This is a genomic window from Bartonella fuyuanensis (genome assembly GCF_014197255.1).
GTDB lineage: Bacteria > Pseudomonadota > Alphaproteobacteria > Rhizobiales > Rhizobiaceae > Bartonella > Bartonella fuyuanensis.
The window spans coordinates 1-26855 of sequence record NZ_JACIFE010000003.1 but is presented as its reverse complement, the minus strand read 5'-3'; the positions used below and the strand labels follow the sequence as shown (position 1 = coordinate 26855).

Below are 26855 nucleotides of genomic sequence, written 5' to 3'. Positions count from 1 at the left end.
CGATAGTAATACAGATGGATTACAGATGCCGTTGCAGAAAAATGGTAATGGTCAATATGATAAAACGCAAAATGGGGATGAGCATGAAAATGCTTTAGAGACGACTCTATCGGATAACAAAACTGAGCAAGAACAATCTCTTTCTCAGGAAAATATTGAACCTGTCAAAAAAATACGTCGTTCTCGCCGACGTGCTACACGGACTCAAAATGAATCATCCCTTGAGCTTACACTCGCAACACCAGAAAATTTTAACAATGGGGGAGAATCAACATCAAAAGAAGAGGTTTCTTCTTTGCCTGGAATAGGTGAGGGGATACAAAGAAAGATCCGTCGTCGGCGTGTGGTGGCGTCTTCAGCAGAAGAAAATGTGTGAATCTTTAGAAGGTTATAGAAGCCCGTGTAATGACGGTGTTGTATCCGTGATGGTAAATCATCTCTTCTTAAGAAGGTTTTTGTGTTTCCTTTGAATTTTCATGAGAAACATAAGGCACTTGACAAAAGATGTCAGCAGAAGAGATTATCTCTTGAGTGGGAATAGGTGAGAGGGCAAAAAGAAGATTATACCCGTATAGTTTAACAGGGAGGTCTTTTATGAAGAATGGAATGTCATTGTTTTATTCATTTATGCCGGTATTTTTAAAAATATTTCTTGAATTTATTTAATCTCCTTTTGAGACTATATTGATGAATACTATAATATGAAATCTATAGGTTATCTTTCTTTAAAAGATTAAAGACAAGATCATTTTTAAAACGCTTTCTAAAAGTTTAGAAAACGATAAATAATCAGTGTAAATATCAGCATAAATATAGTATCATCACATATCGAATGAAAATTACAATGTTAGATCTTATGAACTCAAAAGTTTTTTAGTGATATAACGAAAGCAAACAAACTTCAAAATCATTGTAACATCATAAGGCATGGAGTTTTTTCAATTTTATACAAAAGCGACAATGTTTAAAGAATGCTCTATTCTAAAGTTAATGCCCTAAAATTGGGAGGTTAATTTTGCCAGCCAACTAGAGAGCAATTAATTTGCAAAAAGGCTATATTTGAGTGCAAAATGAAAGAATGTTTATGAGAACCTCTTTGAGTGCATGTTTAAATGTTTTAAACATAAAATGAGATCTTTATTGAGAAACTTTTGAAACGGATATTTATAACAGTTTTTAAAGCTTTGCGTTTGATAAAAGCAGTTGTTTCTTGTTTTATGAGAGATTGTTTTGAAAACAAACGCTTGTAAATGTAAAAAACGGATTCTATTAAAAATATTAAGCATTTTGATTTGTTTGATAGGTTTTGATTTTAGATAATGCGTTATTTGAATTCACTCAGATCAATTTTGAGCTTAGTCTATTGAAACGTTTTTAAAGATGCATCATGTTCGTTGTTTTAAATAACTACCTCATAAATGAGGGCGTTTATTGAGACGTTTAATAACAACGAAAAGCGTTTATAGGCTCTGTAATTCAAGTGAATGATGATCAAGCTATCAAGCTTATACCTATCGTTTATGTTTCTATTGATAGTTTTCATATCTTTAATAGGGCGCTTGCAATATGATACGTTTTGTATTTATGCATCTTTGATGAATATCGCGTAAAGTAAAGACATTAGGTAAATGATCACCAGTCCTTGACAAACAATTTTGCCCTCTCTGTTGTTAATTTCTTCAATTAAGCACTGCTAAAGCCAAAAGGAAATTAAGTATCTCGCCTTTATTATTTTTGCCAAGTTTACTTATGTATGATTATTTGAATCGGCATTGGATTACATCCACTATGGCATTTTTCATTGTTTATATGAAGGAGAAGTTAGCATCGATGTATCGCATGCAAGACCAATTTTTCACTATAGTTGATAGGATAGCTTGAGCGTAAGATTCTTTACCTTGATGAAAGTTAGAGCATTCTTTAAAAATATCAGTTGATAAATTTTTTTCGTATCGTTTATGCTGGGGCTGATACAATAATTAGGAGTTTCTTGTTTTTTAAGTTGGTAGGTTATGGCTGTAAAAAATAGTAAACAAACGAAAAGTCAGAAGTTAAAATCTGTCTCTCGTTTTCTTAAAAGTTTACGTGGTGTGAACAATTGGGAACAAGTTTCACAATGGCTTTCTTTCCGTAAGGTAGAAGATATTGAATGTATTACTCCTGATCAGGCAGGAGTACCACGAGGTAAGATGATGCTTTCTAAAAAATTTACATCAGAAACATCATTGGCATTGCCTTCAGCAGTCTTTATGGCAACAATTTCAGGAAATTATCCTGAAGATGGTCATGGTTTTGAATATCCTAAAACAGATGGAGATTTACGTCTTGAGCCTGATCTTTCTACGTTAAGCATTGTACCATGGGAAAATGCTCCTACGGCACAGGTGATTTGCGATCTTGTGTATCAAAATGGTCAGGTTGTGGATTACACACCACGCAATGTTTTACGAACGGTGGTTCATTTGTACGAACAAAGGGGTTTAAGACCAGTTGTTTCTCCAGAAATTGAATTTTATTTGGTACAAAAAAACCCTGATCCTGATTATCCGTTAATTCCACCGGTTGGCCGTTCTGGGCGCTCAATTGGTGGGGGACAAGGCTATTCAATTGCTGGTGTGAATGAATTTGATGATTTGATTGATGATATTTATCATTTTTCAGAAGCACAAGGATTGGAAATTGATACGCTTATTCATGAAGAAGGGGCAGGCCAGTTTGAAATTAATTTACGTCATGGTGATCCGATTGAATTAGCAGATCAAGTTTTTATGTTTAAACGAACAATTCGTGAAGCAGCACTGAAACATAACATGTATGCAACTTTTATGGCAAAACCTATTCAAGGGCAGCCAGGTTCTGCGATGCATATTCACCAATCGGTTGTTGATAAGAAAACAGGTGTGAACATTTTTACACAAGGGAATGGTGAAGAAAGCGTCTACTTTCGCCATTTCATTGGTGGATTGCAAAAACATATGCCAGGGGTTTTTGTGATGCTTGCTCCTTATGTGAATTCTTATCGACGTCTTGTTCCTGATAATTCGGCACCTGTTAATTTGCGATGGGGATATGACAATCGTACGACGGCTTTTCGTGTTCCTCGTTCTTCTCCACAGGGACGGCGTGTTGAGAATAGACTCCCTTCATCAGATGCGAATCCTTATTTAGCTCTTGCTGCTTCTTTGACATGTGGTCTGATTGGTTTGCAGCAAAAAATTGAGCCAGATGAGCCAACAGCAAATAATGTAAATGCTGATAATATTGAGTTACCGCGGGGACTCATTGAGGCAGTCAATTTGTTTGAACAAGATACAGCGATACATGCTATTTTAGGAGATGTATTTGTCAGTACTTATGCTGCAATCAAACGGCAAGAGTTTGAAACTTTTATGGAAGTCATTAGTCCGTGGGAACGTGAATATCTCCTGCTGAATGTTTAAATTTTATGACGATGATCGATGATAATCTAATTTCTCCAGGAATTTCTTGGTATGAAGCTACTTTAAAAGAACGTTTCTCTTATCCATCTTTTTGTGAACACAAAAAATGTGATGTGGTCGTTGTTGGAGGTGGTTTTACGGGACTTTCAGCTGCTTATCATTTAGCGAAAGCTGGAGTGGATGTTGTTGTGTTAGAAGCATCACGTTTTGGCGATGGTGCTTCAGGGCGCAATGGTGGACAACTGGGAACAGGGCAACGGCAATGGGTAGAAACACTAGAGAAAAAATATGGCTTTGAGCGCAGTAAGGCACTGTTTGATTTAGCAGAAGAGGCTAAAAGAGATATTTTATCTTTATGTGCGATGCCCGATTGTCAGTGTGATTTTACGGCAGGACAGCTTTCTGTAACGCATAAAAGGCGTGAGCTTCTTTCTTATCAACGGCATATTGAGGTGATGCAGCGTTATGGTTATCATGCTCTTACTTTTATGGATAGGGCTGAAACATTTAGGCGACTTGGATCATCTTTTTATTGTGGTGGTATTTATGATGCGGATACTGGCCATATAAATCCTTTAAAATTGATTGTTGGATTGGCAAAAAAAGCCAAAGATGCTGGTGCTAAGCTGTATGAGAAAACACAAGTAACAGCCGTGGCGCGCAAGGGAGCCCATTGGAAAGTGATAACAGAAAAAGGAAGTATAACAGCAGAACATGTTTTGCTTGCGACGAATGGGTATAAACTTGGACTTCAGCATTTTGTTGAAAAAAATATTGTTTCTATTCGGTCTTATATTGGAGCAACGGAACCATTACCAAAACACAGTTCAATTCTCATGGGAGGGGAATCTGTCGATGATTCCCGTTTTATGGTTCGCTATTTTCGCAAAAGCATTGATAATCGTCTATTATTTGGTGGGGTAGAAAGTTACGATAATAAGCATCCTGTAAATTTAGATGACCGTATAAAACAACAAATTGTTGAAATTTATCCTCAATTACAATCTATCAATCTCAGTCATCGTTGGGGGGCAACGGTAGCTATTACGGTTGAGCGTCTGCCCTATGTTCGCCAACTTTTCTCAAGGATGATTTATTGTGGCGGTTATTCAGGGCATGGCATTATGCTTGCCCCTTTTATGGGAAAATTATATGCAGAATGGTTGACTGGAAATCATGAACGTTTTGCTTATTTTCAGGATTTAAAGATTTCATCCTTTCCAGGAGGAAGAGTTTTACGTTATCCGCTTGTATTTTTAGCAATGTATTGGTTTTCTTTACTGGATCGTTTTTAATAGGAATATTGCTTGAAACGAAAAAAGTTAATGGCTTATTTAGTCTTTGTCTGCCTTAATGAAAAAAAACTTGTAGAAGCGAGATAAGATTTCATAATCGAATGAAAAAACAAAAAAGTTTATGGTGTGTAAAATTATTCCAATTTCTTCTGTTGATTGTATTATTTTGTGTGGCAATAGTGATTTGGCGTCGCGTAAACTTTTGCCAGCCTTGTATCCTTGTCAGTGTGTTGGGCAATTTAGTAAACCAACACGGACTATAGAGGTTTCGCACACTTTCCTTAAATCGTGAAGAATATCAAAATTTTGTTGGTGCTTCTTGAAAAATATATCCATCTAAAAGGTCTCTTTTGTTTTCTTGCACGTTTAAGCTATGTTTCTGTTGACGTTTCCTCTAATCGGGGGTGAGAGGACTTAGTACTTCTTCTTTCACAAGATTTATTTGCTCTTCGAGCTTTTTGTTTGCATGTTGGCTTGTCACTTTTTTCTGATATTGCGGTGGAGTGAGGGAAAAATAATTTTGTAACATTACAAATACCGATTATGATTGAAAGACCGATTGGTTGTGATGTAAAAATAGCCGTTTCGCTTAATGATGTCTTTTCAAGCGTTTTTAATGAAAAACAGATTTTTCGCATTGATCATTATTTTGGGAAGGAAATGGTTCAAAATTTAATAGCATTGCGATTTGGTAATAGACTTTATGAATCTCTATGGAAATCCAACTGTATTAATCGTGTTCAAATAATATTTGCTAATATTTGCTGAATTTTTAGAATTAGAGAAGCGTATAAAATATTATGAGAATACTAATGTCTTACGCGATAGAGTTCAAAATCAGATGCTGCAAATGCTTTGTTTGATGGCGATGGAAATACCATTTATCAATAGTGCCAATGCTGTTTATAATGAAAAACTTAAAATTTTGCATTTTTTAATGTCTCTTGATGTGCATACTGTAGAGCAACATACTGTCCGTGGACAATGTCTTGCTGGTCTATCAAATGGTATATCTTTAGAGTCTTATTTTGATGATCTGGAAAGAGCTCGTGAGAGCAAAACATTCGTTACATTTAAAGTTAAGAGGGATAACTGGCATTGGACCGAGATGCCTTTTTATTTACGAACAGGTCAGCGTATGTTTACGCGAATATTTGAAATCGTTGTTGTTTTTAAGTCTATTCTTTATCATATTTTTGATATGGATTTAGATAATTTTTTTTCTAATTGGCTTGTTATTCATCTTCAACCTGATGAAGGTTTAAAACAATGGTCGATAATGAAAGACCCAAGTTATGGCGGCATGGGGTTTTATCATATTCCATTAGATATGTGTTTTGCTTTCGCATTTACTGAGTGTAATCCAGATGTTTGTGAATATTTATTGATGGACTTTGTTCGTGGAGATTAAATCCTGTTTATGCATTGTAATGAAGTTGATGCTATTTGGTGTTGGATTGATCCAATGATGGAGGAATGGGAAGAAATAAAACAGCCTGTTTATGGTTTAATACTGGTTCATGGGGGTCTTCCGCTGCGATGATTTTCATGGAATATGATGGACGTGTATGGAAATAATTTAGTTTAGAGCAATAAGCATGTATAGAATAAATATTGATCGTTTAGATTTTGAAACACCTACGACTTTAGCTTTGGCTTTAGCAGACCGAGTGGCAGCAGAGCTTAGTGTGTCTGTTCTTGAGCGCAAACGAGCAGTTTTAGCGGTGTCTGGTGGCAAAACGTCAGAATTGTTTTTTTATTATTTGTCAAAAGCGGATATTGATTGGAAAAATATCATTATTACTTTGGTTGATGAACGTTTTGTCCCTGTGCACGATGAACGTTCAAATGAAAATATGGTACGGTGTCATTTGTTACAAAATTTCGCTGCAAAAGCGCGTTTTGTAGGACTTTATCATAAAGCAATTACTGTTGAACTTGCTGCTTTTTCAGCGGCAAGCCGTATTAATGCTTTGCCTAAACCCTTTGATGTTGTTGTTTTAGGAATGGACGTTGATGGACATACGGCGTCCTTTTTTCCTGATGCTGATCGTTTAAAGCAAGCGCTTGATCTTCGAACCCAGGCACTTGTTTTACCCCTTCATGCCAAGAGTGCTGTTGAGTCAAGGCTCTCATTAACTTTGCCAGTTATTCTGCAATCGCGTTGTATTATTCTTCATTTCGAGGGTTTTCAAAAACGCGATTGCTTTGAAGAAGCTTGTCAAGATGGGCCTGAAATAGAAATGCCTGTTCGGACAATTTTGCGTAATTCTCCTCATCTTGTGCAGGTTTATTGGTCTCCTGCAGAAAATGAAATAAGTGAATCAGAATATGAGAGACAAGGTGAATAGAAATGTAATCTTTCTCATTAATAGAGGAGAACACCAATGAAAAGAGGAGAATAACTCTAACACTTTCCAAGATAATTGTCACGATTATATGAAGGATTTATGAATATTCTCGAGCAACCTAGGAAAGTTATGAGATTGTAGTGTAAAAGCACAGATTCATTGCCTTAAGTAGAGTTTTGAGGGATGTGCTAATCAGGCTCATGATTTTGTTGCTTGGAGTGCAATAGATAAAGAATGTTTGAAGGAAAATATTATTGAAATATTAGTATTATCACACCATCGAACGGTAGATTTTCAGCTCAGTTTGCGTGGATGGATGGTAAATACTGTTTGCGTAAGAAAATTATACCAATTTTAAATAATATTGCACATGAAACTTATGTTGAGCCATTTTTAGGTCCAGATGTTATTTTTCTGAATAAAAGACCAGCGAAATATTTGATCATTAATGATCTGAATGGAGAGATCACAAACTTATCTCAATGTGTTCAAAATGACTTTGATGATTTAGCCAAACGATTGGAGTGGTTTGTTTGTTTGAAAGAAATCTCTCGTCATGCTCCCAAGCCCATTTCACGAATGCAGTTCTGAAATAGGCTTGGGTGCTTTGAGAGATGTCTCTTTAAAACAAGCGCATGAAATTGCAACATCATTTGAAAAAACTTTACGTAAGCTTCGCATTGATCATTCCGAGTGCTTTTTAGATGTAGCTAAGAAATTAGTTATATCTGTAGAGCATTTTTGTTTTCTGTAGAAATTGATAAAAAGTCTGTACTTGTTGGTATTGAAGAAAAAATCATTGAACGATACGCTTTAGATTAAGTGACAGCATCTCATTTGCTTGTCGCACAAGTTTTTCGATCAAACCTTTTAATCTATTAAGTCGTGAAATTATTGGCATGCTTGCTAGAATATTAGATGTTTGTTCACAAGATGACTTAACATCATTCCAACAATTATTAGAACAAATTAACGAATTAAAAGAAAATGCTACTGTGTAGAGAATGTTTAAAAATTCTATTTTTAAATTCTTAGATAGGTACCCAAAATATAAAAAAGAACATATAAAATCAATAAGTAATATAAATAAAAAAGAAGGCTTATCGTCCTCAAGAAGAATTATAAAAATCTTTTAAATTTGGAGCATTGCGTGATAGGGAATTCACTGTTGTCCTTTGCTTTCAAAGGATCAAAAACAATGGTATGCTAGAGTCGCATAAATTAACAACCATTTTAGGAGTTTTACAAGATTGCGGTCAAAAGGAAGCATTGATAGATGAGTCTTATGACAGGGGCATTAGGAAAAGTCCCTATTGCCATTTGTGTGACACCAGAAGTTTTGGATAACCGCCCCATTGCATGTTTTCAGAATGGTGACATTGTTTTCTTTGATGTTTCTGGGAGTAAAATAATTCTTTTGGAGGATTTAGAAAAATTTAACACGCAAACAATCATATTTCTTGATCGTTCAAAAAATAAACCTGGTGTTGGATGCGAACTTTTCCATATTTTTCTGTCAATTCTTTAATTATATAGAGCAAAGGCATCTTGTTTTATAATAGGAAGGATGCAAAAATAAACAAGATGAATCTGTGCAATAAAATCATGCACAATGAATTATTATAAGTCTTAGAATTTTGGTATAGGAAGATTGTGTAATTGTGCAGCGGCTTTGAGCGTATTAACCATGAGCATAGCAATTGTCATGGGGCCAACACCTCCTGGAACAGGGGTGATTGCAGCAGCTTTTTCTTTTACTTTTTCAAAATCGACATCACCAACAAGACGTGTTTTCCCTACACCTTTTTCTGGGGCAGAAACGCGGTTAATACCAACATCAATAACAATAGCACCATCTTTCACCCAGTCTTTTTGAATCATTTGTGGACGGCCTACAGCTGCTACGAGAATATCAGCACTTCGACACACATCATCAAGGTTTCTGGTACGACTATGGGCCATTGTCACAGTGGCATTGGCTGCTGTTAAAAGGGCAGCCATAGGTTTCCCAACAATGTTCGAGCGTCCAACAACGACCGCATCAAGTCCAGATAAATCTTGTCCACATTGTTGGTTGATCATTATCATCGCACCAGCTGGTGTACAGGGGATAATAGCATCTTCAAGTGCATTTGTTGCGAGTTTTCCTACATTAATGTAATGAAAACCATCAACATCTTTTTGGAAAGCGATGGCTTGTGTGATGCGGTTTGTATTTATATGGTCAGGGAGAGGTAGTTGTACTAAAATACCATGAATTTTGGGATCGGAGTTTAATGCTGCAATAAGTTGAAGGAGTTCTTGTTCTTGCGCTTCTTTGGAAATGATATGTTTGACTGAAAGAAATCCACATTCTTCAGCTTTTTTAGTTTTTGAGGAGACATATACTTGGCTTGCAGGATCATCTCCAACAATAATAACAGCAATACTAGGTTGTATATTATAATGGTTGCGGAGCTTTATTGTTTCAGCCTTGACTTTCACAATAATCTTTTCAGCAAGTTTTTTCCCGTCGATAATATTATTCATTAAGAGATCCTTTCGATAAGGCCATGTGTTGTTTGTAAAGTATTTTCTAATAATGCGATAGGGTTTAATAGCAATACTCATATGGGAACAGTAAGAATGGTTTAAAAATGTTGTGGATTTATAATTTTAGAAGCCTTTTAAATGGTTGCTTTATAAAAAAACAGCAACATTGCTGTTTGAATAAAGAGCAAAAATAATGGAGATACAAAGGTAAATTATAGAGTTATAAAAAAACCTTTTAACGATTGTTTGAGTTTATAGTTAATTGTTATAGGGGAATAAGTGTAGAGGAATATTGTGCGCATTGGAATAATAAAATTTTTAAGCGGAATTTTTATTATAATTATCTTTTTATTTGGAGGGGGGATCCTCGTTTTACCTTATCTTGTTTCTACGGATGCGATTCGTATTCGTTTAGCGCAGGATCTGAGTGCATGGACAGGTTATAGTGTACAATTGCGTGATCCACCGCAGTTACATCTTTTTCCTTATCCTAAAGCATTTCTTTCCGGCGTTACTTTAACATCAAAAATGGATGGTGTTGCGCCTTTCATGGAAGTTGAATCAATAGAAGTTGATCTTTCTTTGGTAGATCTTCTTTGGGGATATGTTTCTTTTTCCGAGACGCGGATTATACGGCCTCAATTTGTTATGGAAAAGCCCGTTAAAACAATGACAGATTTTTTTGATAGGTTTTCTCATTCACAAGGTGCATTAGGATTAGCGATAGGCAATGCACGTGAAATATTAAAACATAATCCTGAACATCCAGAATTAGAACATCTTTTAAAACAACCTTTTGGGCGGATTGTCATTGAAAATGGTGTTCTTGTGTATCACAATAGGTTTTCGGGAGTAGCAGAAAAAATAACAGGATTAAATGCGACTTTAGATTGGGCAGAATCGACCCAGGAAGTGCGGTTGCATGCCGATGCTCGTTGGCGCGGAGAATTTACAAAGTTATCAATTGATGTTTCTCAAGCGTTGCTGTTTCTTGCAGGAGGCAAAAGTCAGATTAAGGCAAGTCTCAATTCTGTACGTGGGGGAATAACTTTTACAGGTCAGGCTCAGTTATCTGAATATTATATTTTTGATGGAAAGGTATCGATGCGTTCTCCGGGATGGAATCAAACATTATCTTGGGTTGGTGGAAATCAGTTTTGGGGCCAGAAGTTGAAAACCCCTATTGTATGGGAATCTGATTTTTTAGTGCAACCAATGCATATTCAAATGAACAATGTTACATTTACGATGGGGAAAACCAGCGCACGTGGCGCTTTAGAACTTGATTTTCAAGATTATGTGCCAAACACTACAGGCTCTTTAGCATTTGATAACGTAGATCTTAGCTTCTTGAGCTCAATGTTTTTTTCAGATAAAAATGACAATCCATTCTTTGATATGACAATTTTTGATCGTATTGGGGTGGATATACGACTTTCTGCACCAAAAGCTAAAATAGGGGATATTTCATTCACAAATTTAGCTGCTGCAATACAAATAAGAAATGGACATGGTATCTTTGATCTTGGGCGTGCAAATATTTTTGGTGGATCTATTCAAAGTAATATTGAAATTACGTCAGCTAAACAGAAAATATGTATTGGAGGAAATATTTCAGGTGCATCTATTGATACGCAGGTAGCTCTAGAAGCTTTGGGATTTACTCCATTTATCCAAAGTAAAACAAATTTCACCGCAACAATACAAACACTTGCTGACTCTTGGACAGAAGTTTTTACAAAAATGCGGGGTCAATTAACACTAAAGATGTCTTCTGGTCGACTATTAGGATATGATTTGAATGAATTACAAACAGAACTTTCAAATAAACAACAATTTCTTTTAGCGAATAGAGATTCTTTCTCAACAACTTTTGATCACTGGGATATTCAGACAAATTTTTCAGAAGGTGTGATGAAAGTGACAGATTCAGTGATGCGTACAGCAGATTTGAGTTTATCCATTCAGGGAACAGTTGAAACTGCTATTGCTCAAAGGAAACAGAATGAATTGACACTACAGGCACAATTACGCAAAAATTATAGATCAGAAACTTTATGTAAAGATGTTCAATGCTTGGCTAACAGCCTTGCACAGCCTTTTACATTTACTTTGAGCTCTAAAGGACAAAATTATGATAACTTTTTGATTACAAAAGATATTGAAACAGATTGAGAATTGTTTTTCATTTGGATAACATTCTATTTTATAAATGATAATTCGTTTATTTCCAATTTAAGGTTGTTGTTAAATTTAAATAAGAAATTCGAATATCATAAGGTTTTCTCATTTTAAATCTATTCGTGACGAAGCCATAAGGATTATCCTCTGAGTCATAAGTGCGGTTGGTCTGTAGATAAACGATTGAAGAAAGGAATAAAAACGCTTCTTATGGAATTTTGTAAGAACAAGCGATTCATAATATTGGTGCAGATCTTAGAAAATTGCTAAAAATATTTTTGTTGCGCTAGATTTATAAGAGGATGTTGGTTTGGCCAATACTTATTGAAACTCAGAAGAAATACCATAGCCGTCTTTGATAATTTTATGCTTTCCATCTGCTCCAACAGAGCCAATTCCCATTGTAATCAAAATAAAAGCTAAGAGCGTTATAATCGTAATAATCGTAGCTTTTTTAGCAGACATATTTTTCCTCCATTGATGCATCAATGACTGAATGCAAAGATGATTTGTGTACTATTTAAACTTTTATGAAAGCAGAATCACTTAAGGATCTATAGGTTCCTTGTTATCATCTCATAAAGCTAAAAAACTTTATAATTTTTAAATATATTCTAGTTCTATAGATATAATTTTTTCTTTTTGTTATATGTTTCTCTTCATTTTCTCGGTGACGATAGTGGGCTTTAGCAAGGTTTTTATGCGCATAAATTATAAACTTAAAAGATTATTTATCCGACAGACATTGGCTTTGAATAAAGAAATAAAGATAGGGGGAGCACAAGCTTCTTATCTTGTGCATGTTTTGCGGATGAAAGAAGGAGCAGAAATTTTACTTTTTAATGGACAGGATGGTGAATGGCTTGCTAAACTGACTATTGCTAAGAAAAAATTTGTTGTGGTTCAGCTTATCCGTCAAGAAAGATTACAAACGACACATTCCAATCTTATTTATTGCTTTGCTCCACTCAAAAATGCACGGTTGGATTATATGGTGCAAAAAGCTGTTGAAATGGGAGTATCGATTTTGCAGCCTGTTATAACGCATCATACGCAGGTTAGGCGTATCAATATGGCGCGTATGGAAGCTAATGTTATTGAAGCTTCTGAACAGTGTGGCATTTTATCTCTTCCTGAATGCGTATCTGCTCTATCATTAGCGGAGTTTTTAGCACGTTGGGATGAGACACAGCCTTTATTCTTTTGTGATGAGGCGTATAAATCGCATAATCCGTTAGCGTCTTTTAAGAGACGTAAAGTTACAATGCCTGGTGTTCTTATTGGCCCAGAAGGTGGATTTAGTGAAGAAGAGCGAAGCTTTTTAAAAAAATACCCTTTTGTGGTTCCAATCTCATTAGGTCCACGTATTTTACGCGCTGACACTGCCGCTGTTGCTGCTTTAGCTCTTCTTAATGCTACAATAGGGGATTGGTCAATGGATTAAGAAGTTTGTAAATTATTCTAAACGATTCATTTAAGATAATGATACCAATGATAGGATACGATAAGTTATGGCGCTTGATAGGATGGATGAAAGTGAAATTTATAACTTAGATTCTTTGGTTACCTATTTTCAACGGGGGTATAAAGCAGAAGATGATTGGCGTATTGGTACAGAACATGAAAAATTTCCGTTTTATAGAGATGGTTTTCTTCCTGTTCCTTATGAAGGTAAGAGAGGAATCCGAGCGCTTTTAGAGGGGATGCAAAGTGCTTTAGGATGGAAACCTGTTTTAGATGAAGGGAATATTATTGGGCTTGTCGGATCAGTTGATCAGGGGGCTATTTCTTTGGAACCTGGGGGACAGTTTGAATTATCTGGTGCGCCATTAAAAACAGTAGGTCATACTTATAACGAGTTAATGGAGCATTTAGCTCTTCTCAAGAAAATTTCAGAACCATTAGGGATCGGTTTTTTAGGATTTGGTGCTAGTCCAAAGTGGACTTTGGCTGAAACGCCCCGAATGCCTAAGTCACGCTATCATATTATGACTAATTATATGCCGAAAGTGGGCCATAGTGGTCTTAATATGATGTATCGCACAGCAACAGTTCAGGTTAATCTTGATTTTTCATCTGAAAGTGATATGCGGCGAAAAATGCAAGTATCCATGAAATTACAGTCGATTGCGACTGCATTATTTGCAAGTTCACCTTTTACAGAAGGACGTCCAAATGGCTTTTTATCTTGGCGTTCTGAAATTTGGCGTAATACGGATAATCAGAGAACAGGTGTTCTTCCCTTTATATTTTCTGAGCGTTTTGGTTTTGCTGATTACGTTGAATGGGCCCTTGATGTTCCAATGTATTTTGTTGTGCGTGATGGCCGTTATTATGATTGTACGCATATCACGTTTCGTCAGTTTGTAAATGGAGCATTAAAAGGACAAGTTGCAAATTCAATTCCAAACATGGGAGATTGGATTAATCATTTATCAACATTATTTCCTGAGGTTCGCTTGAAAAGATTTTTGGAAATGAGAGGAGCTGATTGCGGTTCTTGGAAGCGTATTTGTGCGTTGTCAGCTTTTTGGGTGGGGCTTCTTTATGATAGAGAAGCACTTAATGAGGCAGAGGCTTTGACAAAAGATTGGTGTTTTGAAGAAGTTTTAGATATGCGCCAACGTGTTCCCAAAGAAGGGTTAAGAACTCCTTTTCGTCAAACCATTCTTTTAGAATTAGCTCGACAGGCTCTTGCTATTTCACGCAAGGGCTTAAGAAATCGCAAACAGTATGATGTGAATGGTTTTGATGAAACAAACTTTCTTAATCCTTTAGAAGAGGTTATTGCAATAGGGCAAACAGATGCTGAAAGACTGCTGTCCTATTACCATTCTATTTGGAATGAGTCTGTAGAACCTTTATTTTTAGAATATGCCTATTAAATTGAGGTAAAGACGCTTTGTCTTTTTTTAATACACATTAGCATGGTGGCTTGTTCACCAACTTATTTTAGTGAGAATATCCACTTTTGCTTTTAACCTTTTTTATAAAGGATACAATATAAAGATCTCTTGAGCACTGTTCTCTTTATAATGAGGTTATACCTATTAAGGAAGGTGCCTCCATGCTGTCATTTATTTGTCTGTATTTGTAATCTTGAGAATATTATTGTTTTTATAAACCTTATATTTTGAGGGAACGACACTTACCTTACTTTTCCTCTTGAATTTTGCATTACCATAAATTTTAGGATGACCTTTGACAATAGCATGATTATAAATCTTGGTATGGCTGTAAACACAGACAGAACCAGAAACTTGAGCATGCCCATAAACCTTTGCATAATTATAAACCCAAGCATTATAAGAAATATGCGCATTATCATACACATGTGCTTCTGTATAGCATAAATACATCCGATAGACATACACTTAATAATATAAAGCGCTGTAATAATAGAATTGTATAAAGGAAATAAAAATTTTTGGTTATTTATCCGCTGTATGTTTAATATTTTCAATCAATTGATTATTTATATAACAAAACACATATTTATTATTAAATAATGTTTTATATTTTTAAATAGCTTGTATATTGAGCTTAGCATGTGCATATTAATTGCTTCTTTTATATTTATGTGCTTTTAAAGTTGTATTAAAAGCTTTATAACGCAATTGCGTTATATTTTGATGTATATTTATAATATTGAGAAACGCTTTCATAAAACGCATTTTTATCTTTATAACTTATCGCCTTTTTTACTAAATGAAATTTAATTTTTTTGTGAATTTTATTGATAAGGATTTCTAATATAAACAGCCTTAATAAGCACCGCGCTCTTAGAATTAACGCATTCATTTGCATGTTTGCTTTATTCAAACAAAGCTCCTGTTTTTACGCATTCTTTCTAACTGTTATATGCTTTATAGCTATGGTGTTATTTTTCATTTTGATAAGAGAAACGATAAATAGGATATATGATCATTGTAATTTAGAGACTGTTATAAAAACATCTCTATAGAAACTGATCATTATAGAGATGAACAAAATCCCTTTTAATAGATTTTTGTTAGTATAAAAGTTATTATATTTCAATATGTTAATTTATGAATTTTTCAAAAGACAATCTATATCAACATTGCAACCTATAAATTCAACTAATGACCTATGTTTTGAGGAAGGGGATTGTAGAAACTTTCAAAATCTCTAAGCAAAATGAATATATAGATAACTCTGTTTAAACAAAGCTTTTGAAAACAATAAAGCACTCATTTTAGATTACGGTATAATCTCTTAAAGGCAATGGAAAGAAGCCTATTCACTTTAAGAGTGGGTTTCTTAAAAGTCTTAAAGCAATCCAAAGTAGAGTATCTAAAAGTGCAAGCCTTAATTTGTTTTATCGAGTTCTTTTAAAATCCTTTCCATCGCTTGCGAGATGCTGTTGTTCTGGACAAATTCATTTCCCTCAAACAAGGCTTCAAACACAGGACGGGTGACAAGATGTTGCCCTAACATCTCAAGGGCTTCCTCTTGCGTAATGCTGTCGTTTAAATTGCTCTTTAATTCTTTATGAAACGCATCAAAAGCACACTGCGCTTTGCTTTTCTCATCAGAAAGAATATCTTTAAGATGATTGATATGATTTTGAGCAATCTCAGCAATATTATTCGCCCAAATGCCCCAATAATCAGAAAGGGTCGATTTTTTACTAGGATCTTTGCTATAAGATGTGAGGGAATGATTTGGATGAAGTTTATCATGAATAGATTTGAAATAAGAGAATCTTAGGGTATGTGAGAGGCTTGTTTGGCATGCAAAAAATAAATGATCATTATAAATCAATATTTTCAGCTTTAAGAAGATGTATTTCTTGCGCGTTCATTTGATTTTCGTAGGTTTTTTAAGAAGGGGAATGCGTCATAAGAAGTTGAAAGAAGGGATGAATTCTTTCCCTTGATCTCGGTGAGGAGATACAGAACGGTAGAAATCTCTTTGTTTCTGTGTAAAAACATCTTTAAGCAGAGAAAATTTTAGCTCTCAAAAATGCTATGGAAGCGCTTATGGTGATGTTGGTTTGTTTAATGAGACATTGTCGTTGATATTTTTTTCTGTGGTTTCAATGGAAAGAACGGCAATCAGTACACCGGTGTGATAATTGTAGATCATAAATTTCGTTTGTCCATCGGGGGTTAAAATTTTCAGGACGATATTGTGTTCTGAGAGGCTTTGCGACAAAATCTGTGTTTTTTCCGGTAGGGAGAGTGTTTGATGGATAATGTGTGGGCTTTTGCTGGGAGAAGAAGATAGCTCTGTTTGTTTTGGCGCGGATCCGGTGGCTATAACTTTATAAATGATGAAAAACAGGACAGTTAGAATAAGGAAGAGCGTTATTAAAACGGAAATAATCATTAAGCCCATAAGTTTTTTTCTTACCCGTTCTACAGCAGGATCTAAGGGGAAATCTTGAGGCAGCGTACTTTGATCTGTGTGATGGTCTTTTGAAGGTGGTATTAGCTTATTATCCATCATATCTTCCTTGATTATTTTTTGAAATTTGATGGGTTTATGCTTTTAAAGTTTTTTGTGCAAGAGGTTTGTGGAAGAAAAAGGCATAAGAGGTAGCGATGTTGGGAAGATCTCTTCTTTGGAGACTGTAGGCGTCTTATCCTTTACGTTTTGGCTTTTAAGCAGGAAATTTCCGTGATTTGTTACAGACCAGATTAATTTTACTTCTTGTTGATGTAAATTGGCATGGACGTTTATACATTGGGCAAAAATTTGTTGCCCATAAAGCGCAAATTTTTTTGTGGATGGTACCATGGCTTGTTCACATGCTTGAGCAGTTGGGTAGATTTTAACCATTGTATTGTTCGAATAGCAACTCTTAAAATCGTCCGTACATGAAACTAATAAGAGAATAAAAATAAGGGAATTCATAAATTATTTTCCAAATAACAGGTTGATAAGATGGACTCCAATTTGTCAGATTAAAAGTTCTTTCATTTTTTAATGTTTTTAAAGTTTTTTCGTTCCGCTCTCTATGCAATCAATCAAAATCTTTTGCTTCTGTGTTATAAAAGGGAGGGAGGGGTCAAAAATATTTGAAGAAAAGACTAAAATGCCTCTTATGAATGCTCGCAAATGTTAAAAGCTATGCAACATAGGGGAAGTGTGTTAGAATGTTCAGCTGGGCTTTTCATAAAGCAAAAAGGAGTGTGTGGGAGGTAAAAAGGCGGGCTTAATTTTAAAAGAAAAGAAAGTCTTAAAGGTGAAAACCAATCCTCAGCTTTGCCGTCGTCTTTTAATTTGGCTTTATGGTTTTCAAAAATATCGGAACAATATCTTTTAAAGAATGGAGATTGCACATTGCTTCACGCTTTTGGTGATGGCCTTTCTTAATTAAGGTATATTTTTCATCGAAAATAAAACGCTATTGCGTTACATCGTCAATTGCTTTTGTTTTAAAGAGATATCGCTCAGTGCACCCAGGCCTATTGCACGATGGTATTCGTAAAGAGTGTAAAGCCATTGAGCACCTCCATTTTTACGCTTATGAAAAAACAAGCCAGAACTATCACAATTGACTAATTCCCAATGGTGTAATAGCTGTTTCATTAAGACGATTTAGAAGAGGCATACCTTTTTTGGATAATTTTTGCGCACACGCTAGCCTCGCTTTTGATGGGCAAACAAGAGGTTTTTATTGATTCAACATAAACAAATTTGAAATGAGAGAAGCTGACGATATCAGGGTTCTGATTCAAGATGAATAACTACAAATCAATATGTTGTATAGTAATGATAGATGTTAGTTTAGACCTTTGAAATTTCATATTTTTCCAAAATTCTTCTAAAATAAGATCGCTTATCTATTATGAAAATTAGATTAAAAAGAGAGGAATAATAGGTTCGCTTTGGTCTGGCATAAGATTATCAAAAGCAAAGCAGATATATGAAATCTGAAATTGCTTGCTTTTAATCGTTTTAATTTCTGTCTTAAAGAGACTGTAGGAGCTATGGATGTTGATGAAAAGAAAGGTAATGAACCTTTCATGCGATTAAGTTCGCATCGTTAGGGGAGAACGAGAGAGGGTGGTTTAAAGAGACGGAAAATATCTTTGTGCTTAAGAGAATAGATTAAAAATTTTTCTGAAAAGAGAAAATTTCCCTTGTTTATTGTTTGAAATACTCGGTTAAGGTTAAGATAAAATATCAAAATAAACATCAGGAACAGAGAGGCAATAAACAATCCCCTCTTTTGTCATGTTGAAGGAAGCCGAACCATTGACGGAAACGGGAACAATTTTTTCAAGAACTGCACTGCCAAAACAGGCTTTTTTATTGTTTGTGGGAGGGATGCTGGATTCAAAATTTTCATTCCAAGTGATGACAAGTTGCGTTTTGCCATTCAGTTTTGCTTCGATTTCACAGCGTACACAGATGCTACCCTTTTCTTGGGATAAGGCTCCAAAAGAAAGAGAATTGACAATTAGTTCATGAAAAGCCAAACCAATGTGTAAAGCAGCATTGGGAAAAAGATAAGGATCCACGCCTTCAAGTGAAAAACGTTCTGTTTCTTTCATTAAATAGCCGAAAGCTTGGGTTTGGACTAATTCGCGAAATTGAGCACCACGCCAATCGGAATCCGTGATCAGATCTTGAGAATGAGAAAGGGAATGAAGACGACCTTGAAATTTGCGCAAGAAAACCTGAAGAGATTCAGTATAGCGTGCAGTTTGGCTGGCAATACTTTGAATGATCGCTAGAAGATTTTTAGAACGGTGGCTTACTTCTCGGAGGAGGATTTTAAGCACTTGTTCACGGCGGCGTAAGCCGGAAATATTAACGCCAGTGGTTATAATACCAACAATGTCTCCGTTATCATTGCGGTGGCAATCAATAGAAAATTTGTACCAAATCTCTTGTTTGCTTGTATCTTCAAAACGTGCTTCAACAGTTTGCATTTTGCCACTGGCTAAAACTTGCAGTTTGATGGTTTCCATATTGTCTGCAAGGTCAAGAGAAAAAACGTCGCTGTCACGACATCCAATCCGCCATTTATTATGTAAATGTTGCGGTAAGTTTTCAGACCATAAATAAACTAGATTTGTTGCCTGATAGAGCACACAAATATCAGCACCACGAATTGCTTGCATGAGCGCGCTAATATGAGATCTATCCATAGGAGACTTTGAAAGAGGCGTAACAATCATAGTTTTAAAATGTTACTCTGTTCTAAGCCGCTTTAGAAGCATTCTCTTGAAAAAATAAAGCTTGGGAAATAAGTGCTTTTACCATATCAGGGTTAAAAGGTTTGGTCACTAAAAAAGTCGGTTCTGGACGCTCGCCTGTGAGGAGCCTTTCGGGAAAAGCCGTAATGAAAATCACCGGGATACGGTCATTTTTCAAAATTTCGTTAATTGCATCAATGCCTGAACTGTTATCGGCTAATTGAATGTCAGCCAAAATTAACCGTGGCTTTTTCTTATGATACATGATGATAGCTTCATCACGTGTTCGCGCTATTCCTATGACATGATGACCTAGGCTTTCTACCATTTGCTCAATATCAAGTGCTATAAGAGGCTCGTCTTCAATAATCATTACTTCAGTGGCAATTTGTTGAGAAATATCAATTGATGCTTGGGTAAGAAGCTTGCGAAATTCTTTCGTATCTAAATTCATGATTTCACTGGCTTCTTGTTCATGAAATCCTTCAACTGCAATGAGTAAAAATGCTTGGCGTGCACGGGGTGTGAGATAAGATAATTTGGCACTGGTTTTTTGTTCAAGACCAAATTGTGGCAATGGTTCAGGAATATTCGGAGTGGTTTGGTCAAAAAGGTGGCAAAAAAGCCAATAAGTGCCAATCCGGTCACTGGAGGCTTTGGGAAAAATAGAGATGTCAGCAATGAGTGCTTCCAACATCGCTGATACATAAGCATCACCAGAGGATTGGCTACCGGTGACAGAGCGTGCAAAACGTCGAAGATAGGGAAGATGCGGTGCAATGCGTGTTGATAATGACATAATTTATAACTCCTTTGATCTTTCAAGCATTTTGTTGGTTGAAATTCTCAGCAGATAAAAAAGTTCCTTTATTTGTATGGAACTTTTTACCAACAGTTATATTTACAACCATAAGGCGAAAAATTCTTCTCGGTGCTATTGATATTATATGGATTAGGGGGATAAAAAATGAACGACCGTGATGAAAAAAATCTCACTGGGCAATTTAAAGCTGCAGATGATCTTCTCGGGGTCAATAGCGAAATAGCACGGAAATTACGCCAATTTTACATGGAAATTCAGGAAGAAGCGCTGCCACGGTGTTTGCTCGAGCTTTTAGAGAGGTTGGAGCACGTAGAGCAATTTGACTTTAAAAATGTGAAAAAGGTTTAAGTCCTTTATGTCAAAGTGCGCGAAAAACTTTAAACAAGAACTCCTTTTGGTGTTGCCAGCTCTCAGGGCTTTTGCTGTTTCTTTAAGTGGAAAGCACGATAAAGCTGAAGATTTGGTTCAAGATACCGTTATGAAGGCGTGGGCTAAGCAAGATAGTTTCGAGATGGGAACCAATCTTAAAGCTTGGCTTTTTACGATTTTGCGTAATGAATTTTATAGCCAAATGCGCAAAAATGGAAGAGAAATTCAAGATACCGATGGCGTGTTTACCCAAAATGTCGCTGTTCATCCGGCTCAATATGGATTACTCGATTTGCAAGATTTTAAAAAAGCCTTAAATCTGCTTTCTGCCGATCAAAGAGAAGCCATTATTCTCATTGGAGCCTCAGGGTTTTCTTACGAAGATGCTGCAGCTATTTGTGGTTGTGCTGTTGGAACCATTAAAAGCCGGGTAAGTAGGGCGCGTCATCGATTACAGGAACTTCTTAATATCAACGGTGAATCCGATTATGGTCCCGATTCTTATTCAGCTGGGAGTACATTGTGTTCATTTAACGGCTAAAAAAGCATAATAATTATGATGGATAACCTTGTTTTTTTTATTCCCGTTATAGCTATTACAGTAAAGTCAGTATCTGAGGAAATTCAGAGTGTTTGGCGTGTATCCTTAGGAATACAAGAAAAGCCTGTAGAACATTTGCTCACGGGCTTTTGATTTTATGTTCCATAAGACTGCCTTCCTTTGTGCTGAAAAATGACGTCTTTCAAGTGCGCCAATGGAAATTTTATGACAACAAAGACAACTTTGCTGCCTCAAATACCTTCTTCGCATGCAACAATATCACGCTGGCAGTGGGTCGCGATTGTTGTTTCTCTCGTTATGGCTCTTTTGGCTTCGGTTTTTATTATGTTGCTTTCAAATGCCGTTGATCGAGAAGTTGCACAGTTGAATACAAGTTCAGAATTGCGCGAGCAGGCTGATTTAGTCCTTATTAGCTTGATTGATATGGCCGTTGCTGATCGCAGCTACGCAAAAACCCATAAGACAGAAGATAAAATACGTTTTGAAAATGCAGAGCGGGAATTGGGGGATATTCTCGATTATATAGCACTTATTGTTTATGCGCATCCGCAATGGTATGAATGGTTTACGGATTTTAAAAAAGAGGTTGAAGCACGAAAAGCATTTATGAATGCCCATATGCATGCTCTTGATACATTTCCTGATCAATCTTCTCAACTTGCCGTCTCTTTGGAAGGCTCAAAGATTCCAGTAGCACGTTTAGCGCAATTGATGACAAGTTTTGTAAACAGCGATGATGTGGTGCGACAAAAAAAACGTGAGGGTATCGCATTGATGCGTGCTGCTTTAACATTGGCAGCTATTGTTTCTGTTGTGAGTACCTTTATTTCTGCCTATTTTGTTATTAATCGTTTTCAGCGTGATGTGCGCTCTTTAAAATTGTATCAATTGCTGCTTCATAGCGAAAATATAGCTTTAGAAGCACGGGTGAAAGAACGAACACAAGAATTAGAAAAAGCACGCAATCACGCTGAAAAAGAACGTCAACGTGTTGAAATATTATTGCAGGATGCAAGCCATCGTATTGGCAATTCTCTTGGCACGGTGTCTTCTTTGCTGGGGCTCCAGTTAAATCGAAGTAAAAATGAAGAAGTACGTTCTGTTCTGGGAGCTGCACGTGATCGTATTCAGACAATTTCCACAGCACATCGTCGGTTGCGTTTAAGTGATGATATGGAAACGACACTCTTGGCAGAGTTTCTCAGTTCTGTTGTGCATGATGTCGAATTGGCAGTTCCTTTTGAATTGCGCGAAAACATTACTATTCATACTTCTTTTAAAGATTGTCGACTGTCTTCAAGAGATGCAACAACACTTGGAATTATCCTTGGTGAGTTGCTGACCAATTCCTTAAAGCATGCCTTTCCTGATCAACGGACGGGCCATATTTATATCTCCTTTGGACCTATGCCAAATGGTCAATTGGTGCTTATTGTAGAAGATGATGGCATAGGTATGAAGAGCCAAACTTTAGAACAAAAGACAGGGCTTGGTCGTGTGGTTGTGGAACAGCTTTGTATGCAATTTGGTGAAAAACCTCTGTTTGAAACTTCTGCTTTAGGGGGGACGAAGATTGTCATTCCTTTGCCAAAACTTACTGCGAATGGTTCAAAAAAAAGTTCTGACTGATTTTTCAAAGGAGAAGATTTTTTTTCTCTGCCAGTGGTAAGCTTGCTCTGATTCATCGTGAATGTGTGGGGAGAATGCCTTTTTACAAGAGCAGAATAAAATAGAGCTTTGAGAACGTGAACACATTTTAGAGTGTCAATCGTTTCTAAGAAAGGCAATTTTGTTTCTGCAAGCCAGCATCATCACACACTTTGCTAGCCCCCAATGTTGCGACAGCTCTTGCCATTTAAGATGGTTCATAAGAGCATTTTAGCCCTTTCTTGTTCAGTTTTTACCCACATCCAGCACTGCTTGTGACATGCAAGCAAGTGATTTTGATTGATGCAACATACACAGATTTGACATGAGAAAACCATACGATATTCTGGGGTTTGATTCAATTTGAATAACGATAGATTATCTATATAAATCAATGTATTATTGCATCTTGTGGGGTAATTTGGTGTAATATTGGATTTTCTCTTTTTGTCTTTTGCTTTGTTGATGCTTATGATCAGCTTTCAAAATTCCCCTGCTTTAGCTGTTTTATAGCTTTGAAGGACTTAAGTTAAAATTTAAATTTATTTTGAATATTCGTTTCTTTAAGGCAATAATTGTATCTTGATAAGTTCTATTTTTTTGAGAAAACATTGTTTTTCAAGTTTTGTTATTTTTGGTAAGGTCTGTAAAACTTTAAATCTGTGGTGTTTTTATAAAAATTTTTAGGTAAAAGTTCGTAAAATTCATGAAACACTTTCTTTTGAAGCTTGAATAGCATAGTAAATGTTCAACAGGTGAAATCTGTTCAACAAGAAACTGAATTGTTTTTTGCATGATAGGGATTAAGAATCTTTGGTCTGTGAGCGGAATCACCTTTGATTAGAATTTTATTGCAAGGAGATTTCTATCCTTTGATAAAATACACAAGATAGAGTTAGTATTTTGAAGACTTCTCTATAATGCGGAAATATGAATAAGGGCAGGCGTTTTATTTCTGATCATGGCTAAGCTGTTTTAAGTGGTTGCTTTCTGAGGATTCTTGACAAAGATTTAAAGTGTAGAATTTCTTTGAAAAAGGCACTAAAGCATATTTTTTAAATGTTCTAAGCTTTTAAGTGTCTTCAGCAGGTGTTATTGGGCTGTTTATCAAGGAATCAATATTGTTTTTTTCTTGGAGGAATATCTGGAGGTCTTGATTGACTAAGGCTTTACTATCCGGCATCCGGATGCGCATAGGATCAACTTTGATGCCATTGACAATGATTTCAAAGTGGCAATGGGGACCAGTTGCCATTCCTGTTGTTCCGACATATCCAATGATTTGTCCTTGTCGTACTTTTGCGCCTGGCTTGATATCTGGTGCATAACGGCTTTGGTGTGAATAACTGCTGACATATCCATTGGCATGTTGAATTTCCGTATGATTTCCATAGCCACCTGTTACACCCACTTTTGTGACAATACCATCTCCTACAGCAATAATGGGTGAGCCTTTAGGAGCAACCCAATCAACGCCCGTATGCATGCGAACATAGCCTAAAATAGGATGTCTACGCGGTCCAAAGGGAGAGCCAAAAATGCCATTTGGTGTGGGTCTGCGCAGCAAGAAAGGCTTTGAACTTTTCCCTTCAGAATCATAATAATCAACACTTCCATCTTTTAGCTGATAACGGTAATATTTATAAGTCGTATTCCCAAAAGTCGCACTGATATAACGAATTTCCGGATCAATGTTCTTGGATGGTTCTTTTGCGTTCAAATTTTTTGTGCCGTTTTGGGTTTCTTTATCTCTTTGTGGTATGGCATAAAATATCTCAATTTGGTCATTGGGTGTTATTTGGCTTTTCATATCAACATTGGTGGCAAGTAGACGAATAAGACGATGAGAAAGAGATTGTGATAGATTATGGCTTAGCAAAGCCCTATAGAGTGCATCATAAGCTGTTGGTAATTGTGCACTATTGATATAAGAATGTGGAATACCATTTTGAAAAGCAGTTTTAAGTGCTTTAGACATTTTAGGCTCTGTACTTTCAATGAATTGGCCTTTGTCATTTAGGGCAATGGTAAGAACATGATACATCCCTTGATAAATGCTTACGCGTACGAGATAATCTTCTTCTCCAGCTTGTGTCACAACACCAATGCGTAAAAGACTTCCTTCTTTTAGGGTATCGGAAAGATTAATTTTTTTTAGCGTTTTGACAACCTGTTCAATTTGCTCTTTTGTATAACTGGTTTTTTTAAAAGCATCGGCTATCTTTTGTTTTTTACGAATAGGAATAATATCTTCAACATAGTTTTTTGCCAGATCAATCCGATGACTTTGAGGAGAAACGGTTACATTTTCTTGAACGATGCGGACTTCAGGGGATTCTGTTTCTTGGGAAGGGGAGGATACATCTTCGAATTTTGAAGGATCGATCAGTGGGAGAAGTGAAAGGAGTTTTGTGCTTTTTTCTAAAGTAAATCCCGCTTTTTGTATTTCTTGTTGTGCTTCTTCATCTGTCAAGGTATCGGTGTCATCGAAATCGAATTGATCTATCCTAAAATCATAGCTGCGTAAGGTGATTTTTGTTTCGACCTTTGCTCCATAAATTTGCCCAGAATCTTGAGGTTTGACGTTTTGATTTGTTGAATCACTGGCAAGAATGCTTAAAGAATCAAATTTTGGATAGCTATATTTCTGGGGGCGTTTTTCGGCTAAAGCCATTCGAATCCATTCAAAATGTTGTGTTTGAATGACCTTTTCATCGCCTTTTTTTTGAAGGATTGATAATTCAAATTGGCGTTTCCTGTCGAAGCTTTGTCGTGCATGCGTGGGAGAAATACGATCACCTTTATACCCATTGGCTTCAGGATCTTGTGCTTGTGAGAGACTTTCTTTTGTAAACCATTGTGGTGGTGTTACTAATCGTTGTTGTTCATCAAGAGCTGTAAAAAGTGCAATACCCATAAGAATGCAGGAAGTGATTCCCGTCAGAACTGTGCCTGTAAGCCAACGGATTGAAACCTGTCGGCGCGCAAGTCGTAAACGTTTAATAACAAGAGCAGGGTCTTGTCCAGGATCGTTTTTGTGTTGTTGATTATCCCACATAGATTTTAAGAATATGCTTCAATATTAAAATTAAATAAAGGAAGCTAGCATAGCTTAGTATGTTTCTACAAGAATTTGATTCTTTTCACCGATTACAGAAATTGCGAATTTTTTGTTCAGCAATGTTTTTACTAAATCATACCTAATATAGAGGAATCTCTTTGAATCACTATTGTTAATTCAAAAAGTAACGTAAAATAAAGGTCTTTATCATCAATTCATTCACATGCACTTGATATTTTTATGGAGTGCAATAGGGCATTATCGTTTCTTTGTAAGGTACTATGGATTTTTTAATGCTTTCTGTTTTCATGGTTTATTTTTAGAAAGTATTTTTAAATTGTGATATTTTTTGAGATGGTTTGGTTTATTATAATATTTAATTATCGTTTTAATGATAAAAAGGTAAAAAATGATATTGAC

Annotated in this window: 21 protein-coding genes and 4 pseudogenes; 15 read left to right on the top strand and 10 right to left on the bottom strand. The window is 36.0% G+C overall.

The window, feature by feature from the left end; genetic code table 11:
• From GGR08_RS02350 to GGR08_RS02320, 8 genes and pseudogenes are all read left to right on the top strand, one after another.
• Positions 1-376, top strand: a 376-nt coding sequence (locus tag GGR08_RS02350; RefSeq protein WP_281377796.1) for a helix-hairpin-helix domain-containing protein, incomplete at its 5' end; no start/stop codon positions are given.
• 1636 nt (positions 377-2012) lie between these two features.
• Complete coding sequence (locus GGR08_RS02345; RefSeq protein WP_183193805.1) at positions 2013-3440, top strand: glutamine synthetase family protein; 1428 nt, start codon at positions 2013-2015, stop codon at positions 3438-3440.
• An 11-nt stretch (positions 3441-3451) separates the two neighbouring features.
• Entirely contained in the window at positions 3452-4735 is a 1284-nt protein-coding gene (locus GGR08_RS02340) for an NAD(P)/FAD-dependent oxidoreductase (RefSeq protein ID WP_183193877.1), read from the top strand.
• Positions 4736-4856: 121 nt separating this feature from the next.
• Positions 4857-6323: pseudogene (locus GGR08_RS02335) on the top strand (glucose-6-phosphate dehydrogenase).
• A 10-nt stretch (positions 6324-6333) separates the two neighbouring features.
• Positions 6334-7086 (top strand): 6-phosphogluconolactonase, encoded by a 753-nt coding sequence (gene pgl / locus GGR08_RS02330; RefSeq protein ID WP_183193804.1) that lies wholly within the window; start codon positions 6334-6336, stop codon positions 7084-7086.
• 312 nt (positions 7087-7398) lie between these two features.
• Positions 7399-7635: pseudogene (locus GGR08_RS02325) on the top strand (DNA adenine methylase); the annotation flags it as partial.
• A 91-nt stretch (positions 7636-7726) separates the two neighbouring features.
• Positions 7727-8087, top strand: a pseudogene (locus tag GGR08_RS08135) (XRE family transcriptional regulator).
• Positions 8088-8362: 275 nt separating this feature from the next.
• Positions 8363-8614 (top strand): hypothetical protein, encoded by a 252-nt coding sequence (locus GGR08_RS02320; protein ID WP_183193803.1) that lies wholly within the window; start codon positions 8363-8365, stop codon positions 8612-8614.
• Between the two features lie 101 nt (positions 8615-8715).
• On the opposite strand, the gene folD is transcribed toward GGR08_RS02320, so the two are convergent.
• Positions 8716-9615, bottom strand: a complete 900-nt coding sequence (folD, locus tag GGR08_RS02315) for a bifunctional methylenetetrahydrofolate dehydrogenase/methenyltetrahydrofolate cyclohydrolase FolD (RefSeq protein ID WP_183193802.1) — start codon at positions 9613-9615, stop codon at positions 8716-8718.
• A gap of 297 nt (positions 9616-9912) precedes the next feature.
• On the opposite strand from folD, the gene GGR08_RS02310 reads away from it, so the two are divergent.
• Entirely contained in the window at positions 9913-11793 is a 1881-nt protein-coding gene (locus GGR08_RS02310) for an AsmA family protein (RefSeq protein ID WP_183193801.1), read from the top strand.
• Between the two features lie 327 nt (positions 11794-12120).
• Here the strand turns inward: GGR08_RS02310 and GGR08_RS02305 are convergent, their stop codons facing one another.
• On the bottom strand, positions 12121-12264 hold the full coding sequence (locus GGR08_RS02305; protein ID WP_183193800.1) for a hypothetical protein: 144 nt from the start codon (positions 12262-12264) through the stop codon (positions 12121-12123).
• A 235-nt stretch (positions 12265-12499) separates the two neighbouring features.
• Here GGR08_RS02305 and GGR08_RS02300 point away from each other — a divergent pair, with 235 nt between their 5' ends.
• Together GGR08_RS02300 and GGR08_RS02295 are read left to right on the top strand one after the other, a co-directional pair.
• Positions 12500-13243 carry a 16S rRNA (uracil(1498)-N(3))-methyltransferase gene (locus tag GGR08_RS02300; RefSeq protein WP_183193799.1) on the top strand — a complete coding sequence of 248 codons (744 nt, stop codon included), beginning with the start codon at positions 12500-12502 and terminating at the stop codon, positions 13241-13243.
• A gap of 67 nt (positions 13244-13310) precedes the next feature.
• Positions 13311-14684: a glutamate--cysteine ligase gene (locus GGR08_RS02295; protein ID WP_183193798.1), complete on the top strand. Its 1374-nt coding sequence runs from the start codon at positions 13311-13313 to the stop codon at positions 14682-14684.
• A 192-nt stretch (positions 14685-14876) separates the two neighbouring features.
• On the opposite strand, the gene GGR08_RS02290 is transcribed toward GGR08_RS02295, so the two are convergent.
• The 7 genes and pseudogenes from GGR08_RS02290 to GGR08_RS02260 all read right to left on the bottom strand — a co-directional run bounded on the left by GGR08_RS02290 (position 14877) and on the right by GGR08_RS02260 (position 20772).
• On the bottom strand, positions 14877-15158 hold the full coding sequence (locus tag GGR08_RS02290) for a hypothetical protein (RefSeq protein WP_183193797.1): 282 nt from the start codon (positions 15156-15158) through the stop codon (positions 14877-14879).
• A 973-nt stretch (positions 15159-16131) separates the two neighbouring features.
• Positions 16132-16449, bottom strand: a pseudogene (locus tag GGR08_RS02285) (hypothetical protein); the annotation flags it as partial.
• 351 nt (positions 16450-16800) lie between these two features.
• Positions 16801-17271, bottom strand: a complete 471-nt coding sequence (locus tag GGR08_RS02280) for a hypothetical protein (RefSeq protein WP_183193796.1) — start codon at positions 17269-17271, stop codon at positions 16801-16803.
• Between the two features lie 42 nt (positions 17272-17313).
• Positions 17314-17679 (bottom strand): hypothetical protein, encoded by a 366-nt coding sequence (locus tag GGR08_RS02275; RefSeq protein WP_183193795.1) that lies wholly within the window; start codon positions 17677-17679, stop codon positions 17314-17316.
• Between the two features lie 501 nt (positions 17680-18180).
• The gene (locus GGR08_RS02270) at positions 18181-18357 is read right to left on the bottom strand and encodes a hypothetical protein (RefSeq protein ID WP_183193794.1); all 177 of its coding nucleotides are present in this window, start codon (positions 18355-18357) and stop codon (positions 18181-18183) included.
• Positions 18358-18941: 584 nt separating this feature from the next.
• The gene (locus GGR08_RS02265; protein ID WP_183193793.1) at positions 18942-19955 is read right to left on the bottom strand and encodes a sensor histidine kinase; all 1014 of its coding nucleotides are present in this window, start codon (positions 19953-19955) and stop codon (positions 18942-18944) included.
• Positions 19956-19977: 22 nt separating this feature from the next.
• Positions 19978-20772: a response regulator gene (locus GGR08_RS02260; RefSeq protein ID WP_183193792.1), complete on the bottom strand. Its 795-nt coding sequence runs from the start codon at positions 20770-20772 to the stop codon at positions 19978-19980.
• A gap of 168 nt (positions 20773-20940) precedes the next feature.
• On the opposite strand from GGR08_RS02260, the gene GGR08_RS02255 reads away from it, so the two are divergent.
• The 4 genes from GGR08_RS02255 to GGR08_RS02240 all read left to right on the top strand — a co-directional run bounded on the left by GGR08_RS02255 (position 20941) and on the right by GGR08_RS02240 (position 23356).
• The gene (locus tag GGR08_RS02255; RefSeq protein ID WP_183193791.1) at positions 20941-21144 is read left to right on the top strand and encodes a NepR family anti-sigma factor; all 204 of its coding nucleotides are present in this window, start codon (positions 20941-20943) and stop codon (positions 21142-21144) included.
• A 7-nt stretch (positions 21145-21151) separates the two neighbouring features.
• On the top strand, positions 21152-21706 hold the full coding sequence (locus GGR08_RS02250) for an RNA polymerase sigma factor (protein ID WP_183193790.1): 555 nt from the start codon (positions 21152-21154) through the stop codon (positions 21704-21706).
• A 15-nt stretch (positions 21707-21721) separates the two neighbouring features.
• A complete protein-coding gene (locus GGR08_RS02245; RefSeq protein ID WP_183193789.1) occupies positions 21722-21859 on the top strand; it encodes a hypothetical protein in 138 nt (45 codons plus the stop codon).
• A 72-nt stretch (positions 21860-21931) separates the two neighbouring features.
• Positions 21932-23356 carry a sensor histidine kinase gene (locus GGR08_RS02240; protein WP_183193788.1) on the top strand — a complete coding sequence of 475 codons (1425 nt, stop codon included), beginning with the start codon at positions 21932-21934 and terminating at the stop codon, positions 23354-23356.
• A 1090-nt stretch (positions 23357-24446) separates the two neighbouring features.
• On the opposite strand, the gene GGR08_RS02235 is transcribed toward GGR08_RS02240, so the two are convergent.
• A complete protein-coding gene (locus GGR08_RS02235; RefSeq protein ID WP_183193787.1) occupies positions 24447-26432 on the bottom strand; it encodes a M23 family metallopeptidase in 1986 nt (661 codons plus the stop codon).
• Positions 26433-26855 lie beyond the last annotated feature (423 nt).